The 17500-nt window shown below is 40.1% G+C and carries 16 protein-coding genes; 6 read left to right on the top strand and 10 right to left on the bottom strand.

Features of this window, described 5'->3' with window-relative positions; all coding sequences use genetic code 11:
* Positions 1-440: 440 nt before the first annotated feature.
* The 8 genes from PSH41_RS14925 to PSH41_RS14890 are packed head-to-tail and all read right to left on the bottom strand — an operon-like array spanning position 441 to position 10916.
* Positions 441-1232 (bottom strand): sterol desaturase family protein, encoded by a 792-nt coding sequence (locus PSH41_RS14925; RefSeq protein ID WP_273589447.1) that lies wholly within the window; start codon positions 1230-1232, stop codon positions 441-443.
* On the bottom strand, positions 1225-1869 hold the full coding sequence (locus tag PSH41_RS14920) for a CDP-alcohol phosphatidyltransferase family protein (RefSeq protein ID WP_256850848.1): 645 nt from the start codon (positions 1867-1869) through the stop codon (positions 1225-1227). The genes PSH41_RS14925 and PSH41_RS14920 overlap by 8 nt, the downstream gene beginning before the upstream one ends.
* A 26-nt stretch (positions 1870-1895) precedes the next feature.
* Positions 1896-2534: an ATP-binding cassette domain-containing protein gene (locus tag PSH41_RS14915; RefSeq protein WP_054981734.1), complete on the bottom strand. Its 639-nt coding sequence runs from the start codon at positions 2532-2534 to the stop codon at positions 1896-1898.
* A 22-nt stretch (positions 2535-2556) separates the two neighbouring features.
* Entirely contained in the window at positions 2557-4311 is a 1755-nt protein-coding gene (locus PSH41_RS14910; RefSeq protein ID WP_273589446.1) for an ABC transporter permease, read from the bottom strand.
* Complete coding sequence (locus tag PSH41_RS14905) at positions 4308-5585, bottom strand: ABC transporter substrate-binding protein (protein WP_273589445.1); 1278 nt, start codon at positions 5583-5585, stop codon at positions 4308-4310. Before PSH41_RS14905 ends, PSH41_RS14910 begins: the two co-directional genes overlap by 4 nt.
* On the bottom strand, positions 5572-6390 hold the full coding sequence (locus tag PSH41_RS14900) for a DUF547 domain-containing protein (RefSeq protein ID WP_273589444.1): 819 nt from the start codon (positions 6388-6390) through the stop codon (positions 5572-5574). The genes PSH41_RS14905 and PSH41_RS14900 overlap by 14 nt, the downstream gene beginning before the upstream one ends.
* A 1-nt stretch (position 6391) precedes the next feature.
* Positions 6392-8545 (bottom strand): FAD-dependent oxidoreductase, encoded by a 2154-nt coding sequence (locus tag PSH41_RS14895; RefSeq protein ID WP_273589443.1) that lies wholly within the window; start codon positions 8543-8545, stop codon positions 6392-6394.
* Positions 8546-8561: 16 nt separating this feature from the next.
* Entirely contained in the window at positions 8562-10916 is a 2355-nt protein-coding gene (locus tag PSH41_RS14890; protein WP_273589442.1) for a TonB-dependent receptor, read from the bottom strand.
* Positions 10917-11263: 347 nt separating this feature from the next.
* Here PSH41_RS14890 and PSH41_RS14885 point away from each other — a divergent pair, with 347 nt between their 5' ends.
* Positions 11264-11677 carry a hypothetical protein gene (locus PSH41_RS14885; protein ID WP_273589441.1) on the top strand — a complete coding sequence of 138 codons (414 nt, stop codon included), beginning with the start codon at positions 11264-11266 and terminating at the stop codon, positions 11675-11677.
* 86 nt (positions 11678-11763) lie between these two features.
* Here the strand turns inward: PSH41_RS14885 and PSH41_RS14880 are convergent, their stop codons facing one another.
* A complete protein-coding gene (locus tag PSH41_RS14880) occupies positions 11764-12189 on the bottom strand; it encodes a hemerythrin domain-containing protein (RefSeq protein ID WP_273589440.1) in 426 nt (141 codons plus the stop codon).
* Between the two features lie 316 nt (positions 12190-12505).
* Between PSH41_RS14880 and PSH41_RS14875 the strand changes: the two genes are divergently transcribed.
* The 3 genes from PSH41_RS14875 to PSH41_RS14865 are packed head-to-tail and all read left to right on the top strand — an operon-like array spanning position 12506 to position 13317.
* Complete coding sequence (locus PSH41_RS14875) at positions 12506-12757, top strand: hypothetical protein (protein WP_273589439.1); 252 nt, start codon at positions 12506-12508, stop codon at positions 12755-12757.
* A 57-nt stretch (positions 12758-12814) separates the two neighbouring features.
* The gene (locus PSH41_RS14870) at positions 12815-13072 is read left to right on the top strand and encodes a hypothetical protein (RefSeq protein ID WP_273589438.1); all 258 of its coding nucleotides are present in this window, start codon (positions 12815-12817) and stop codon (positions 13070-13072) included.
* Between the two features lie 26 nt (positions 13073-13098).
* Positions 13099-13317: a DUF6500 family protein gene (locus tag PSH41_RS14865; RefSeq protein ID WP_064387059.1), complete on the top strand. Its 219-nt coding sequence runs from the start codon at positions 13099-13101 to the stop codon at positions 13315-13317.
* A 10-nt stretch (positions 13318-13327) separates the two neighbouring features.
* On the opposite strand, the gene PSH41_RS14860 is transcribed toward PSH41_RS14865, so the two are convergent.
* Complete coding sequence (locus PSH41_RS14860) at positions 13328-15235, bottom strand: tetratricopeptide repeat-containing diguanylate cyclase (RefSeq protein WP_273589437.1); 1908 nt, start codon at positions 15233-15235, stop codon at positions 13328-13330.
* Between the two features lie 289 nt (positions 15236-15524).
* On the opposite strand from PSH41_RS14860, the gene PSH41_RS14855 reads away from it, so the two are divergent.
* Both PSH41_RS14855 and PSH41_RS14850 read left to right on the top strand, forming a co-directional pair.
* Positions 15525-16520, top strand: a complete 996-nt coding sequence (locus PSH41_RS14855; protein ID WP_273589436.1) for a transposase — start codon at positions 15525-15527, stop codon at positions 16518-16520.
* 462 nt (positions 16521-16982) lie between these two features.
* Positions 16983-17489 (top strand): TetR/AcrR family transcriptional regulator, encoded by a 507-nt coding sequence (locus PSH41_RS14850; protein ID WP_138611065.1) that lies wholly within the window; start codon positions 16983-16985, stop codon positions 17487-17489.
* The last annotated feature ends 11 nt before the right edge of the window (positions 17490-17500 follow it).

The raw sequence follows: 17500 nt of genomic DNA, 5'->3' as shown, positions 1-17500 counted from the left end.
TTTTATTTACATTTAGTTTACGGTAAGACCAGTTTACCAATTGGAGTTATTAACTAAATCGCTAATAAATTTAACAGCTTACATTATTTGTAATGTTGCATTTTTAATACATCTATTAATACTTTACTTAATTGGTAAATATTAAAGTGACCTGCAGCAATTACGTTTAGCGCTAATTGCAATGACTTACCTGCATTAGGCTAACTATATGGCGTGTAATTTTGCTTTTTTACAAAAAACGAAAGTTAAAAACAAAGTGAAAGTGGTATAGCATTCAATAGGTTAGTAAACCCTTTAAAGTGCTTAACTTGTTAAGGCTAAATTTTAGCGGGTAAGGCTTTGGCGGGGTTTAATAAGGTAAATGTGTAAATTTAAATACGCATTTACCTTATTAATTTATTGTTTATTTTAAGAGTATTGTAGCCACTTGAAACGGCAGCTTATTTACGTTTAAACGGCATAATTAGCAAGCCCCACAGCGAGGCGTTTTGCTGCGGGTTAGGGTATTCTTTTAAGCCTATATCTATGTCGTTATCGGCTTTTTGCGCTTCACTTTTGTAACTACCAAACAGTTTATCCCACCAAATAACGCTAAATCCATAGTTTGAATTGGTTTCGCTCACGCGTTGGCTATGATGAATACGATGCAGTATTTGGGTCATTAATATGAGCCGAAGTGGTTTTTCTATGGCATTGGGTAAACGTATATTGGCGTGGTTAAACAGCGCTAATCCATTAAGTGCTATTTCAAATATTAATACAGCAATAGCAGGTACACCCAAAGCGGTTACGGCAATCAATTTTATAACTATACTGAGCACAATTTCGATAGGGTGAAAACGCAAACCTGTGCTGGTATCTACATGGGCATCGGCGTGGTGCACTCGGTGCAAACGCCACAAAATAGGCACTTGATGAAACAGCCGGTGCTGCCAATAAATAACTATATCTAGCAGTAATATGCTTAAAATAATAGCAACACTACTTGGTGTGGTTATTTGATTAAATAAACCGATACCGTGCTCTTGGTTATAAAGCGCTACGGCAGTTAAACCTATTGGCACACTTAAGCGAGCAATTACAGAGGCAGCAAACACCAGGCCAAAATTGGCCAACCACCGGGTGGTGCTTTTTATCGGCGATTTACGGGCAGGCATGCGCGATTCTAGTAGCATCATAATAACCAAAATGCTAAAAAAGAACCCTAATCGCCACCAAATTTCATTACTCATTGGCTTGTGTAACCTCATCAGCTTCTTGGCGTTTAAGTGTGTTATAACCACCATGTATACGTGTAAAAATAGTAATAGCGCACGCAGTGGCAAAAATACTCGCCATTAGGGCAAAGTGCTGCGGCCAAATACAAAAGGCAATAAACAGCGCGATGGTTTCTGTGCCTTCGGTTAAACCATTTAAATAGTAAAAGCTTTTGTATTTAAACTGGGGTTTTTCGAGCTTAAATTTTTCGGCGGCTATGGCAAAGGCTAAAAAGCTTGAGCCAGTGCCTATAAAGGTGGCCAGTAATATGCTACCTGCAATGGCGTTTTGCTCGGGGTTTGCCAAAATAAAGCCAAGCGGAATTGCCGCATAAAATAAAAAGTCGAGGGTAATATCTAAAAAGCCGCCAGCGCTTGAACTTAAATTTGCATGGCGTGCTAATGCACCATCTAGCCCATCTAAAATACGATTTAAAGCAATAGCCGTTAACGCTGCGTACCACATTTCATACGCAATTAATGGCACAGCTAATAGGCCTATTAAAAAGCCTGCCACAGTAAGTTGGTCGGGCGTTATGCCGCGCTTGTGCATTAACGCTACAACGGGGGTTAACAGTGGCTTTATTACTGGGGTGATGTATTTGTCTAACATGCTTGGTGCCTTGTACTTTTGTGCGTTTATTTGGCTAAATTTAAGGTGATCAGCTTGCCGTTTGCGGCCTCTGCATCGCTATGATCGTGGGTTACCATAATAGCGGGCAATTTATGCTCGCGTATTTGGCTAAATACCAGCTCGCGCGTATCTACTCTTAATTGGGTGTCGAGCTTGCTAAAGGGCTCATCAAGTAAAATAGCTTTTGGCTCGCTCAATAGCATACGCAATAAAGCAACGCGGGCTTGTTGCCCACCAGAGAGGTTGTCGGGGTGGCGATTAGCCATGCCTTTTAATCCAATTTGTTCAAGGGCGTGCTCTATTTTTTCAAGGCGCTGTTTTTTATTGCCTTTAGGCATAGCAAAGGCAATGTTTCCGCTTACCGATAAATGCGAAAATAATAACGCATCTTGATAAAGCACGCCTATGTGGCGTAAATGTGCGGGCAAGTTATTAATATTTTCGCCGTTAAGCCACACTTCGCCATTTGCGCTAAAACCACCGGGTAATGTGCCGGTAAGCCAGTTTAATAAACTTGATTTACCACTGCCTGATGGCCCCATAACAGTGAGTATTTCGCCGCCTTTTACCTGCTCGTTTAAGCTAAGTAATTGTTGGTTTTGACGATAAAGCTCACAATTTTTAATCTCTAAAGATGACTGCATTAAAAACCTTTTAATTTATGGGTTAGCGATGGGCGCTTTTAAAAAAGTACTTAGGTAACACCCACGCCAGTATAAAGCCAATGAGTGGCAATGCCATTTGCATAATGGCATACACCGCACTGGTGCGCCTACTTGCGCCATTAGCAAGGGTAACCGCTTCGGTTGTGATGGTTGCTATGCGCCCGCCACCGGCTAAAAGCGTGGGGAGGTATTGGCCAAAGCTAATGGCTAAACCAAGTGCCGCCGCAATTAAAATAGGAGCAAATAACTGGGGTAATTTTACTTGTAAAAACACTTTGCAGGGCGTTGCGCCAAGGCTTGCTGCTACATGAGCAAAGCGAGGGTCTAAGCGCCTATAACTGCTCGCAAGCGATAAAAACACATACGGAAGTACAAACAATAAATGGGTAAATACCACATTAAAAAACGCGGCCTGGTTATTTACTAGTTGTTGCAGCCACACTAGGCCAAATAAAAACGCAATACTTGGCACAAGCAGCGGTAAATAAATAATTAAGCTGGTAAAGCGCGACATGGGTTTGGCACTTAACTGCTCTGACTCTAAGCACAAAAGGGTAATAATAATGGCAAATAACGTAGTAACTAGCCCTATAGCAAGGGTATTAAAAAGCGGGCTTTGCATTTGCATTAGCGCACTTTTAAAGTGAAGTAGCGTGAGCTGCTCGGGCAGTGCCGCCGGAAAACGCCAAAATCCGGCAACCGACCACATAATTAAGCCAATTAACGAGAGCAAAATAAAGCCAATTACAAATACTGTTAATACGGTTGTTATTTTTTGCCAATAAACGCCGCCATATTCTCGCTCGCCATTGGTGAGTAAATCACTAAATAATGCTTTTATCGCTTTTTCGCCGCCAAACCAAAGAGCTAGTAAACCACCAGTAAGTACAAGCTGCAATAACGCCCCTGCAGAGGCTTTAATACGCAGGTTTAAATCTACATCGTTAAACCAGTGCATTATAGCGACAGCCAATGTGGGTGGGGTATTTGGCCCCAGAATAAGTGGCATTTCTACACTTGCACTGGCATAAGCCAATACGGCTAAAATAGGTAGACGCAATAATGGGTAAAGGCTTGGTAATATTACTTTAAAAAAAGCCGTCATAGGGCAGTAGCCTAAATTAAGCGCTACTTTATGTTGTTGGCGCAGTTTTTTACCAAGCTCAGGTTGGGCAAGTACACCTAGCGCCATTAACAGTAAAAAAGGCAGCTCTTTAAGGGTTAAGCCTAAAATTATACTAATACCAAACGCGTCATGCGGAAACATGCCGTTAGGCGCAAGTTCCCACCCACTAAACCAAGGCGATACTAAGCGCGAGATCATTCCCGAAGGCGCAATTAAAAAACCAACAGCAATAGCCGCTGCCGCGTGGGGAATTACCAGTATGGGACTCAATAAACGCTGAATACGGTTAAGCCACGGGCTATTAAAAAATGCCGCTAAAATCATTAATGTAATGGTAAAGGCTAGTAAGGTACTTATTAACCCGCTGCCAACACTTAGCATAACCATGTGTGTTAGGCCGGGTGTTTGCATGAGCATAGTAAAGCCATGTAGGCCAAGTGTTGTGTGCTCAAGTACCGGCGCATAACCAAAAGCGGGCAATAGCACGCTAATTAAGCCCCCTATTACAGGTAAAATAAGCAATGCCAGTAAAAAGCGTGGACTTAATTTAACTAATTTACTAAACATATCGGCGCTTTTATGTGGTTTAAGCGTTGGGCTTGCTGCTAACTTATTTGAAACAACACTCATTGGCTTACTCCAAAACGTGTTTGCCACCCTTGCACAATAGCATTTACCCAGCTTGGGTGAGGCTCACTTAGCGTGCGTTTAATACTATTTAAAGGCAGGGCACTTGGATGCGGTTGCGTTGTTTTAAATAAAGCTTGTTGCTGTGGAGCTAGCGTTGATTGAATAAGCACGCTTTTATCGCCCCATATAGGTGCTTTTTGTTTTTGAGCTTGCGCCTCTGGGCTTAATAAAAAATTAGCCACTAACTGCGCACTTTGCTGGTGGCTTGCATTATAAGGTATGGCTACAAAGTGGGTGTTACTTAAACTGCCATCTTGCATTGCATAACTGCGAATACTTTTGGGTAAATCATAACGTTTAACGGCGGCGGGTACTTCGGGTGCTGAAAACGTAAACGCTATGCTTAGCTCTGTGTCGCCTACTAAGCGGCGCATTTGTGCACCACTTTGCATAAAGTGTTTACCGCCGCGCCAAAGTGTTGGGTGCAGCTTATTTAAAAAGTCCCATAACGGGTTTAATACTTGGGCTGTGTTTTGTGCAGTAGCTGGCTGATTTAACTGCGCTTTAAGTGTTTCATCACTTTGTTGATGTAGCATAACAAGCGCGTATTTTAAAAAGCTCATGCCTAAAAAGTCAGGTGGCTTTGGGTAACTAAAGCGCCCTGGGTTTTGTGCGCTCCAGCTAAGTAATTGGTTTAGGGTTGTTGGTAGTGTGTTATTTGCAGTGCCGTCAATTGCTAAACTGTCGTAGTAAAAGGTGAGCGATGCTTGGCCCCAAGGTGCTTCCATTCCATTAGTGGGTATTCCAAAATCAAAATTAACAGCGGGGTTATTGCTAGGGTCGGTGTAGCTAAAATTAGGCAGCTTATTAGCCCATTGTTTTAGTAATAATGAGTGCTCGCTCATGGTGGCAAAGTTAGCACCGTTTATCCAAATTAAATCTACGCTGCCTTTATCGTTATTGTTTGCTGATTTTTCGGCAAGTACCCGGCTAACGGCTTCGCTGGTATCACTGAGTTTTACATGTACTAAGTTAATGTTGTATTTGGCTTTTACTTGCTGCGCTGCCCATTGAATATATGCATTTATTTGCGCATCGCCGCCCCACGCATAAAAATATACGCTTTGGTTTTTACCTAAGCTTTCTATTTGTTGCCAACGGCTTTGTAATTGTGTACTTGCTAGGCTTTTAAAGCTAATAACAAGGCAAATGCAAAACGCGACACAGCAAAAGCTGTATCGCGATAATGTTTGCCAACATTTATTGGCGAGCATTTAAATCCCAGTTGTAGTCTAAAAACTTAACTTTCATGTTGTTATTTTTAAGCGCTTTTTGCTGAGCGGGTACCAGTTTTAGTGCTTTAGGGTATTGCAAAAAAAACTGCTGCAGCGTGTTGGCGCCTTTAAAACCTTGTTCAAAATCCTCGCCGTACCACTTAAATATTGAAGATACACTTAGCGTGTTATCTTGCGCTATATTGCGGGTTGTATCTGATAAAAAACGCACCGTTTGCGCTTGCAATTGGCTTTCTAAATCAGTGGCAGTGTAGGCTTCTTCACGTAGGGCTGGGCAGCCAATACTTGCGCAATTTACAGCAAAGTGAATACGTGGGTCGTTGTACTTACCACTGCCACGTATTAAACCATGCTCTATATCATCAAGGCTGCGCGTTTTACCAAGTAATGGCACAAACTCTTTGCTCCACGGTGAGCTAAAAAAGCTGCCTAAATCTTTAATTGATTTAAGGTTTGGGTATTTTGTTAATATAAGCTCAACAGTAAAGGCGTTATATGCGTTGATTAAAAACGCCAGCTGCTTTGGTTTTTCCCATGTATCAAACTCATTTTGCGTAACAGCCGATAACGAATCTAAATAGCTTTTAAGCTCGCTGTGCTTAGCTTTTATTGCTGCGTAATCAACCTCTGTGCTGTGGCCATGATTAATAGCTACAACATGGTTGTTTAATAATGCGTTCCAGCCCTCGTGCATATTTTGAGCTTGGGCCGAAAATGACGTTGCAAACGATGTTGCAAGTAAAGCAGACCCTAACAGTAGCTCTTTTAAAGGTGTTTTAAACATATTAGCCTCTGCGCCATGCGTGGTATTTTTCAAGCATGTTAAGTACTTTTTCAGGTGCGTGAGCGCGTTTCCACTCGCCTGCAGCGTACTTGTTACCTTCAGCCCAAGTAGGGTAGCTGTGAATTGTGCCTAGTATTTTGTTAAGGCCTAAACCGTGTTTCATTGCCAGTACAAATTCAGCTATTAAATCGCCAGCGTGCTCAGATACCACAGTAACACCGAGTATTTTGTCTTTGCCTTTTGGTGTAATTACTTTAATAAAGCCTTTGGTGGCGCTGTCGGTAATGGCGCGGTCTAGCTCTTCAAATTCAAAGCGAGTGATTTCATAGTCAATGCCTTTATCAATAGCGTCTTGCTCGTTTAAGCCAACACGTGCTACTTCTGGGTCAATAAATGTAGTCCACGGGATTACACGGTAATCTACTTTAAACTTTTTAAGATTACCAAATAAGCCATTTACTGCTGCGTACCAACCCTGATGAGCGGCTACGTGCGTAAACTGATACGGGCCAACAATATCGCCAGCGGCAAAAATGTTAGGGTAAAGCGTTTCAAGGTATTCGTTAGTGACTACAGTACGGTTAGTTTCTATGCCAAGTTCTTCAAGGCCGTAACCTTTAAGGCGAGCGCTTCGGCCCACAGCACATAGTAGCTCATCGTATTCAATATCGATTTCGGTATCATTATGTTTTACCACAATGAACTTTTTGCCATCGCGCGCTTCACAGCGTAGTGCCTGATGCGAGGTTAAAATGTTTACGCCGCTCTCAATAAGCGCTTCGTGAGCAAAGATAGACACTTCTAGGTCTTCTTTGATCATAATGCGTTCAGCCATTTCAACTTGCGTAACATTTGAGCCTAAGCGTGCAAAACTTTGTGCAAGTTCGCTACCAATTGGGCCACCGCCAAGTACAACAAGCTTTTTAGGGGCTTCTTCAAGTTCAGCAAATTTAGTCCATAATGTATCGCTTGTTACATAGCCTGTTTCTTCAATACCAGGAAGTGGCGGTACAAATGGGCGTGCACCAGTGGCAATAACAATAGTACGGGCGGTTAATGTTTGCGTGCCACCGTCGTTAAGCTTAATTTCTACAGTCCACGGGTCTAATAATTTACCGTAGCCTTTTACTACATCTACCCCAAGGTTTGTGTAGCGCTCAACACTATCGTGTGGTGCGATGTCGGCAATTACTTTATGTACACGTGCCATTACTTTTTTAAACGAAAACTGCGGTGTCGCGTTTTCAAGGCCATAATGTTCGCCATGGCGAATTTGCTCGGCAATTTTAGCGCTTTTAATAACGGCTTTACTTGGCACACACCCGTAGTTTAAACAGTCGCCACCCATTTCGCCGGCTTCAATTAGGGTTACTTTGGCTTTAACTGCTGCTGCAATGTAGCTTGTCACTAAGCCGCCAGCACCTGCGCCAATAACAATCATGTTACGGTCAAACTTTTTAGGTTTAGTGTAATTTTTGTATACGCGACGTTTTTTAAACACGTTTAGGATTCCTTTAGCAATGAATGGGAACACACCTAATAAAGCGAACGATAAAATAAGATCGAGCGATAAAATGCCTGATAAGCTTTCAATTTGCGCAAGTTGCGTACCCGCGTTTACAAATACAAATGTACCCGCCAGCATGCCTATTTGGCTTACCCAGTAAAAGGTCCATGCTTTAATGGCGGTAACACCCATCAATAAGTTAATTAAAAAGAACGGAAATACAGGCACTAATCTAAGCGTAAATAAGTAAAAGCCACCTTCTTTTTCAACGCCTGCGTCAATAGCGTCTAAGCGCTCAGGAAAACGTTGTTTAATTGTATCGCGCAATAAGTAACGCGATACTAAAAAGGCAAGCGTAGCACCTACCGTAGAGGCAAACGAGGCAACCAATAAGCCTTCAACTAAGCCAAATAACGCACCTGCGGCCAGTGTTAATATAGCCGCCCCCGGTAATGAGAGAGCCGTTACCACTACGTATAATAAAAAGAAGCCACCAAAAACCAATAATGGCGATTGCTCTTTATATTGGCTAAATTGATCCATCGAGCCTTTTAAGCCTTCAAGTGTAAGTAACTGGTGTAAATTAAAGTGAAAGAACAAGCCTATAGCCGCTGCTGCAATCAATACCAAAAATAGTTTTTTAATCATGTTCTCTCAACCGCTCTTAAAAATTATGGGTTAGTGTTAATTTTGCGTTTATTGGCAGTTCTGGAAATGCCAATGTTGCGCCAAAGTAACCCCCTTCAAATACTGGGCGCCAGTTTTTTTGATTAGTGACATTGTTTACATCTAATCGCAACTTAGTCCTAGGCGTAAAAGCGTAGCTAGTATTAACGTTTAGCGTGTATTGATCACGAATTTTAACTGTTGCTAAAAAGTCTAATGGGTAACTCTTTGTATATAGACCTGAAAAACCCATTTGCCATTTCGAATTAATTGAATAATTTCCGTTAAAACTGAACGATTGCTCAGGAATGCCCTGAACTTGGCGGTTTGAAGGTGCAAACGCGGTAAAACTTGGTGCGCCAACGCCGGTACCTGCAATAATATCTGGGCGTGAATTGTCAAATGCATCGATTACTTGAGCAGAATCTTGACTGCTTGCAGAATTGTCGTAACGAGCATCAATATAGCTGTAACCCGCACTTAGCCAATAAGGGAAGGCATCGTAAAATACTTGGCTTTCAAAACCTGTAGTACGAATACCTGTATTGCTGCCATCGCGATTACGTAAACTACGGCGCTGGCTAAATACCGCACCATCAGCGTACCAGTCGCTGTCGGTTGGGGCGTACTTTAAGCCAAACTCAACTAAGGTGTTTTCGGTAGCAAAATTTTGTGCGCTAATTGTGTTATCGCCGCCAAGTGATGTACCGCCAGCCATACTGTTTGATGTTGCTTCGTTATAACTTGCTGCACCATAAGTGGTGTAGTCGGCATTTAATTTGTAATTAAAGCTAACTTGGCCAGAATGCAGTATTTCGTTAATGCTGTCGCTTGCGGCAACTTGACCTTGTGGTGCAATAGGGTCGTTTGCTTCTACATCGTAAAAATCAACGCGGTAACCCACACTAGTATGAAGTTTATCGCCCCAATCTGAGTCTTGCTGAATAGCAAGCCCGGTTTGCCATGAACGTGAGTCGGTGGTGTCTGATAAGTTAAAGTCACCGCTGCCATCGTTATCTAAATCGTATTGACCACCAGGCGATACAAATACACCTGGTCTTAGCTCTACTAAACGTGCTTTTTGTGCATCGGTTAAGGGAATGCGGCGGTTTGAAAGTGGGCCAGTTAAATCAATAGGTAAATCGGCCTCGGTAGTAAATTGGCTGTAGCCAAGTACTTTGTTGTAGCGTACGTCAAAAGCAAAAATTGTTTGTTGGTCGCTATTCCAACGGTAAGTAAGCTCAGTGCGGTTTTGTGCTGTATCGGCGCCGTCTATAATTTCTACAAAACTGTTTTGGGCTATTTCTTCACGCTGTAAATGCTGAAAGTATGTAATGTTTTTAAGTGAGGCATTAGCACTTAGCTCGCGCTTATAAATGCTGTGAATTAAATAAGTGGTTGCTTCGTTTTGGTTATCAGGGTCGGTAAGTACGGTGCTACGATCTATTTTTACTTGCCCAGTAGGCGAAACAATTGAACCCGCTGCTGGTACTGTACTGCCATTGGCTTGCACGCCTTGGCCGGTAATATAAAGGCCATCATCAATTAAGGCTTGGGTAGGGCGGTTAATACCTGCGTTGTCGGTAAATTCAACTTGGTATAGCTCAAAGTTAATATCCCAACTGCTTTTATCATCCGGCAAAATTCTAAGCGCAGCAAATAAACTGTCGCTTTTAGTGCCTGAGTAATCGTAGTAGCTGCCTTCATCAAGGTGCTCGTAACTTACTCTAAGGCCCACTTTATCTTTTATAATGGGGGCAGTGTAATCTACTTGGGCACTGTATTGATCCCATCGCCCCGCTGAGATCTTAACTTTACCTTTACTTTCATCTGTAGAGGCAGCCTTTGAGTGTAAATTTACAAAACCACCGTTACGTTGGCTTGAACCAAATAAAACCGGCGGTGCGCCTTTTACTACATCTATTTGTTCTACAGAATTGAACGATAACGGCACGCCAAAGCCATTATTACCTGCTTGGCGGCGTGTACCATCTTGAAAAAGCTCACCCAGTTGGCCACGAATAGTAGGTAAGCTGGGTGCACCAAAGCCACTTGCAGAGTAAGTGTTTGGGCTTACTGCAAGTACGTCTTGTAGGGTAGTAATATTTAGTTGCTCTATTAACTCGCTTGAAATAGGCGTGACTGAGCGTGCTATATCTTGCAGTGCAAGGTTGTCGCCGAAGGGGCCGTTAATAGTGGCATCTTTTACAGAAAGCCCTTGAGATTTAATCGTTTGGCCTGCTACTTCAATACGTTCAATTGAGTCGGTATTAGCTGCAGATTGTGCCGCATGAGCATAAAAATTAGGTGTGAGTGAAGCGGCTATAAAAAGTGCCAAATATGAATGTTTCAAAAGGGTTCTCATTTTGGTTAGTGTGAATGTGGCAATAAAGACCTGCAGCTTTGTGAATAACTTTCAGTAAATATTAATTCTTTTTGTTTTTTAGAATGAAACGTTAAAAGTTTAGCACATTGCTCAAAAGCGTTATTCAGTTTTAGGCACTATGTTTTTGTTTTACAAATACTGTAGTTAGTTATTGCCATAATAGGTCGTAATTTATAAATAGCGGTTTTATACGCAAACAAACGCAAAGCAGGGCACCGAATTTATTAAAAAATTATACATTAAGGTGAAATAAAATATGTGTTGAGCGGTCTTGCTAGTTTCAACATTAAATTATTTAGTTTTAAGGAAATTTTATGACTGGTACAACAGGTACTGACTTTCAAAATCGTTTGCAGTGGTCGCTTTTTTCGCTACGCCTAGGCGTATTTATTGTAATGATTATGTGGACGTTTGATAAGTTTGTTAACCCTGGGCATAGCGCACGAATTTTTGAGCATTTTTATGGTGTTAGCGGCTCTACAGATATGGTTGCTTATGTACTGGGGGCGTTACAGCTTATTTTAGTGTTGGCTTTTTTAGCGGGTATTAAAAAGCGCCTTACTTATGGCGTTATATTTGCAATGCACGGCCTTTCTACGCTTTCATCTTATAATCAGTATATTGATGGCTTTAATAACTTATTGTTTTTTACAGCGTGGCCAATGTGGGCAGCGTGTTTTGCACTTTATGTGTTACGCGAGCAAGACGTTAAATTTACCATTAAGTAGCACTGCAAAAAAAAATGGTTATAAGCCATACGGCTTATAACCAATAAGTACACAAGGGAGTGTATGGAAGTCGGTTTAATTAATAATTAATGCATGGCATCGTTGTACTGTTTAGCTAGGCTTTCTTTTTGCCCTTCGGTTAGGGCTTTACCCGCTAATTGAAATACTTCATGTTCTTCTTCACTTAAATGATGATGCACTAAGTGGTGCAATTTTTTAGCTGTAACTAACCAAGCAGATGAGCTCATTTCGGTGTCTTCAAGTTGTTCAATTAATTCGTCAATTTCATGGTGTTCAGCAACGCTGTGGCGTGCTTTTTCGTGCGTTAAATCGTCAAACATGAGTGGGTTATAAAAATAACGCTCTTCAAATTTTGCGTGATCTTCTAATTCGGTTTTTAGCTCGTCCATTAGCTTGTGGCGCTGCTGCGTATCGCCGTGCGTTTGAATAAGGGCATCTACTAACTCGCGTTGTTTATCGTGGTCGTGACGTAGCGCTTCAAAAATATTCATAACTCTTTCCTTGCTGTAATTGCTTTATAGACTTTTAAAAGCAAGCGCAGTGCCAGATTTTAATGTGTTGATATAGTTGACTTTAATGTACTTTTGGCTGGTTTGGATGGCTTTGCTCTGTAACTTTTACATACAAACAGCTGCAATTTTTTCAGATTAAAAGAGGTGATTGCTTTTGACGCTACATAAGCTTACATATTTTTACTGGTTGGGTATTTTATTGAGGTGGTAAAGTAGCGCATTATATGGGTACAAGCTGTACATACTTGCCTTACCTATATTCTTATAAAACTTTAGATATTAAGATAGTTTAAGGATGAACTTAAAAAGCCCCACTATAGCATTATTACTGTGCGCGTTATTAAGTGCATGTAGTACAGCCGAGCATTCTGAACGACGTGTATGCATACAAGAGGCAGAAATGACTGAGCTAAATGGCGCTAAAACAAGCTCAAAGGTTTACAATGAATGTGTAAGCGCTCAAATAACAAAGGATGCTAAAGGCGACACTTTTTTTGATGAAGTTGGTGTGTTTTTTATTGATCTACTTGTTTTAATAGCCGATTAAGTAAGTAAGCTTACAGCTATAATTTAAAGCACAAGGGGGCGTAAAATAGGATTGAATATGAAAGCGTTTTTAATTGTATTTTCATTGTGTATATTTTTAACTGGCTGTGCGGCAAAGCCTTATGCGGGCTCTGCAAAATGTATGGAGCAAGCTGATATAGCTTATGAAACCAATATACATAAAAATGAGCCGCTAGATAATGAATGCAAAGCTACAAAAGTAAATACGCCTAATAAAGAGTTTGAGGATCATAGTATTGTAGATAGAAGTCTTTTACAGCTAATAGTTAGTTTTTTAAACGGTATATTTAGATAATTAAAATACAATTAAATAAGGTATGTATGCAGGAAGAACTAAAAGCAAAAATTATAGCTGTATGCGATAAAAAAATAGCAGCCAAAGGCGAAAACGTAGGCCTTTCTTTTTACGCTTTTTTTGCAAATAAAAACGACAATCCAGAGCTGCTGATGCAAGCCGCTACGTGGTGGATACACATCCATAAGTTAGATCACTTTGAAAAAGCGATAAAAATAAAACAAATGATTATTGAAGGTGACTAATAACGTATATTTACGCGATTGCTATTTGGTTTCTGCCATTTTCTTTTGCTTTATAGAGTTGTTGGTCTGCACGTTTAATTAGCTCGCTAAGTGAGTCGCTTTTAGCATTACTTATTGCCACGCCAGCACTAAAGGTAACGTGTGTTTTACTTGGCAATGCCTCAATATGACTACAGCACTGCGCTAACTTATTTTCAAGATTTTCAAAAAAGTTGTTTATTTTATCGCGATTTTGCGTTTTTAAAACAAATAGCCACTCTTCGCCGCCATAGCGGCCAAACTTATCGTTAGTACTTAGTGTGTCTTTTGCTGCTTGAGCAAATTTTATAAGTACTAAATCTCCTATATCGTGGCCATATTTGTCGTTAATAGCTTTAAAGTAATCTAAATCAACGATGGCTATTGCTAGGCTCTGCTGGGATAAACACTCATTTGCTTTTTGCAAAATGCCACGTCGGTTTAAGCTGTTAGTTAGGTAGTCGGTTAATGCTATAGCATGGTATTTTTTACGTTGGCGCATTTGGCGATAAAATAAAAATAGCGACACGATGACTAAAATAAAGGCAATTGAAGCACTTAAGCGCCAAATTATTTTTTGCTGGTGTTCTTCTGTAGCCTGCAGTTTGTTTATGTCTTTTTCGTATTCTAGCTGTAAAATTTTGTCTTCTTTTTCTTTTACTTCAAATTTAACCTGCAAGGTTTTTATATTGGTTTCGCTGGTGGCTTCGTAGTGTTTTATTGTATAAGCAAGCTCATCTTCAATTGCTTTAAATGCATCTTCGGTGAAGTTAAGCTGGCGCTTTAATTTATAGCGTTTGCTTAAAAAATCAGCCTTATAAATGCTGCGGCTAAATTTATCTAGGTTTAAAAATACTTCGTCGTTTACCTGGTTGGCTTTATTTAATAAATTTTGCTTTGTGTAGATGTCTGATAATAAAATCATTGATGCTAAATGCATGTCATTAATGCCGGCAGAGCTTGCAAGTGCAATATTTTTGTTTGTAAGCATTAAAGCTGTATCGTAATTACCCTGCAGGTATTGAATATTTGCAATAGAATATTGAGCGAAGGCTAAACCTTTTTTCATATTAACTTTGCTAAAATAAGCCAGCGCTTTATTTAAGTATACAAGCGCGTTTTTGGGCTGACCGACCTCAAGTAATACGTTTCCTAAACTCCAATAAGCTTTAGCAGTAAATAGGCCGTCGCTTGTTTGCTCGTAGGCATCTACCGCTTTTTGGGCATAGTAAATGGCTTTTTCTTTATCATCTTTGTAGAGGTAGTTGTAAGCGTCGGCAATTTTTCTAAAAAAGTAGCCCTGCGAGGCTATGTCTTCTTCTTTTATAGCAAGCTCTAAACCTGTTAATGCCGCACTTAGCGTTTTTTTAAGTTCGTCGGTTTCGGTGTAGTAATAGGCTATAGCCCGAAAAACAATGATTTGTTCGTTAGGAGAAAGCTGTTTTACCTGCGTTTGCAGTTGATTAGCAAGCGATTGCGCATTACTTAACTCTTTGTTAATTGCGAAAAGCTTAAGCTGAGCCTCTAAAAATAGTAGATGACTGTTTTTATATGTTACAAGCTCAGTACTCTTTAAATACATTAGCAAATGGGTACTTAGCGTGGTGTATTGTTCTTGTCGAAAAAGTAGCTCTGAATATAAGGCAGCTGCTTTAAGGTGCAACTGTTTATGCTTTGTATGTTTAGTGACATTATAAGCGTGGGTTAGTTGTTTTTGGTGTAAAAGGTAATCTAGCTTGTTGGCTTTAATATCACTAAGCAGGCTTTGGATTGATTTTATATCAGATGAAGTTAGTGAAGAGCTATTAGCAAATGTAGCACTACTTGCTAGTAAAAATAACAGGAGCACAAAAAAGCGAAACCACACTATATTGATTTTTATTATTATATTGTTCGTCATTTATTTTTTACTGAATCAACACCTAAAACGATATAACTAACTATAGCATTGCTTGTAAATAACAAGTTAATACTTTATTGGGAATACACCACCACATCCCTTTAAAAACCCCATTTTCTAGTAAATAAGTATGAAAAGCATTATTAAAATAATCATGACACCCATTTAAAATATAACTATGACACCCATCAAAACACAAATAATAAAATAATAACGACACCCATCATAATAGTTGTATAAAACACAAGCTCGGACTACGCTTAGCTTAAATAATAAACAGGGCTGTGTTGTGGCTATTGCTCGAAAGCGCCAAATAAGTTTGGCAGATACAAAATATTATCACTGTATTTCACGTTGTGTTCGCCGGGCATATTTGTGTGGTGAAGACCCTTTTACAGGACAAAATTACGCGCATAGAAGAGGGTGGGTAGAGGATAAGCTTATCAGCCTTGCAAAGGTATTTTGTATAGATGTTTGTGCATATGCAGTTATGAGTAATCATACACATATTGTGTTGTATGTAGATGATAAAAAAGCTAATAGGTTAAACGACGAAGCAATAGCAATTCGTTGGCACAAGCTTTTTAAAGGCACCGCTATCACGCATAAATTTATACGCGGTGAGAAGTTATCGGCTACCGAACATTGGTTTTTAAACGAGAGCCTAAAGCTGTATCGAGAACGCTTAAGTAGTATTAGCTGGTTTATGCGAGCATTGAACGAAAATATTGCAAGGCGAGCTAACAAAGAAGATGGCTGCACAGGGCGATTTTGGGAAGGGCGATTTAAATCTCAAGCGTTACTAGATGAAGCTGCTTTGTTGGCGTGCATGGCATATGTAGATTTAAATCCAATACGCGCCAAAGCGGCTGAAACACCTGAGGATTCGCACTTTACGAGCGTAAAACAACGCATAAAATCAATTGCACTTAAAAGCAACCAGGCGTTAAAAGTTAAGCAGCCAAAACAGTTATTACGCTTTGCAGGAAAGCCTAAAAGATACATGCCAAAAGGTTTACCATTCGAATTAAAAACGTATTTAGAGTTAGTGGAATTAACGGGCCGATGTATTCGCGCTGATAAAATAGGCTTTATTGCGCATTCAACACCTGAATTATTGATACGTTTGAATATAGCGCCAGAGAACTGGTTAAAACTTACAACCGAATTTGGCAATGTTTTTCATGGAGCCGTGGGGCGCGTAAGTTCATTAGATAGTTATTGTAAACATCAAGCTATTAAGCGAAGGCCTAGCTATTCAAACAGTAAAAAATTATTAGCCTAATAAAACGCATTAAATAAATAGTATGTCACTTAGCTTTGCTGAGCTTTTACGGTGCATGAAGTTTCTTAATGGCCATAAGATTATGACAAAAAGCTTAAGTATATAAACTCAAACATCTCTATTTCCACTCAACATCTCAAATCAAATATAAATCCAACCAAATATTTCTTACTACATTGTTAATTTATAAATAATTAAAGTGGGTGTCTTGGTTATGGCTTTTTTAATTTATAAATAATTAGAGTGGGTGTCATAGTTATAGCTTTATTATGACTAAGAAAGATTAAAGGGATGCCATATCTATAAATATCCTCATATATTTTGGACTCTAGGGCTTTCCTAGCCTGTTAATTTATAATGGGTGTCAAAGTTCTTATTTTGTATAAATCTGTATTGGTTGACATGTAGAATGAATGCTCTACCATATTGGGTAGAGCATTCATTCTACATAGGTTAAACACTTTGCTAAAACAAGATATAGCTGCTGCGCTTGAGGTGGCCTTTAGTCAACATGGTTTTGCTGAGCCTAGTGTTGCTAAGCTGCAAAAACTCAGTGGCGTTAGTTTGCGCACCCTTTATAAATATTACCCGTCAAAGCAGGCAATGATCATTGCTGCGCTTGAGTACCGCCATAATCGCTATATTAATTTTTTACTTAAAGGTGCGCCTGCTCCGGGAGTTGAGGCGGTTTTGCACATGTTTGATCAACTAAAAGCGTGGATGGTGCAATTTGCGCCTAATGGCTGTTTATCTATTAATGCGTTGTCGGCGTTTCCTGAAGATGAAGCTATTAGCCTTGCGGTGCAAACACATAAAAATGACGTAAAAAAACTGCTAGGTGAGCAAGGTTTAAATTCATCGTTGGCTAGTAGCTTGTTTTTGCTGCACGAGGGAGTGTCGAGTGCATGGCCAGTTATGGGCGATGAGGCGGTTACATCTGCAAAAAACAGTATTCTAAAATTAATATAATGGAGCAACCA

The sequence above is a fragment of the Pseudoalteromonas sp. CST2 genome (genome assembly GCF_028599385.1).
In the GTDB taxonomy this organism is placed as follows: domain Bacteria; phylum Pseudomonadota; class Gammaproteobacteria; order Enterobacterales; family Alteromonadaceae; genus Pseudoalteromonas; species Pseudoalteromonas atlantica.
This window is presented reverse-complemented; position numbering and strand designations above follow the sequence as displayed.

Excerpts from the sequence above, each read along its gene's own strand:
- PSH41_RS14905 (WP_273589445.1), bottom strand. The coding sequence starts at position 5,585 with ATGCTCGCCAATAAATGTTGGCAAACATTATCGCGATACAGCTTTTGC.
- PSH41_RS14900 (WP_273589444.1), bottom strand. The coding sequence starts at position 6,390 with ATGTTTAAAACACCTTTAAAAGAGCTACTGTTAGGGTCTGCTTTACTT.
- PSH41_RS14885 (WP_273589441.1), top strand. The coding sequence starts at position 11,264 with ATGACTGGTACAACAGGTACTGACTTTCAAAATCGTTTGCAGTGGTCG.
- PSH41_RS14880 (WP_273589440.1), bottom strand. The coding sequence starts at position 12,189 with ATGAATATTTTTGAAGCGCTACGTCACGACCACGATAAACAACGCGAG.
- PSH41_RS14870 (WP_273589438.1), top strand. The coding sequence starts at position 12,815 with ATGAAAGCGTTTTTAATTGTATTTTCATTGTGTATATTTTTAACTGGC.
- PSH41_RS14875 (WP_273589439.1), top strand. The coding sequence starts at position 12,506 with ATGAACTTAAAAAGCCCCACTATAGCATTATTACTGTGCGCGTTATTA.
- PSH41_RS14895 (WP_273589443.1), bottom strand. The coding sequence starts at position 8,545 with ATGATTAAAAAACTATTTTTGGTATTGATTGCAGCAGCGGCTATAGGC.
- PSH41_RS14910 (WP_273589446.1), bottom strand. The coding sequence starts at position 4,311 with ATGAGTGTTGTTTCAAATAAGTTAGCAGCAAGCCCAACGCTTAAACCA.
- PSH41_RS14920 (WP_256850848.1), bottom strand. The coding sequence starts at position 1,869 with ATGTTAGACAAATACATCACCCCAGTAATAAAGCCACTGTTAACCCCC.
- PSH41_RS14925 (WP_273589447.1), bottom strand. The coding sequence starts at position 1,232 with ATGAGTAATGAAATTTGGTGGCGATTAGGGTTCTTTTTTAGCATTTTG.
- PSH41_RS14860 (WP_273589437.1), bottom strand. The coding sequence starts at position 15,235 with ATGACGAACAATATAATAATAAAAATCAATATAGTGTGGTTTCGCTTT.
- PSH41_RS14915 (WP_054981734.1), bottom strand. The coding sequence starts at position 2,534 with ATGCAGTCATCTTTAGAGATTAAAAATTGTGAGCTTTATCGTCAAAAC.
- PSH41_RS14865 (WP_064387059.1), top strand. The coding sequence starts at position 13,099 with ATGCAGGAAGAACTAAAAGCAAAAATTATAGCTGTATGCGATAAAAAA.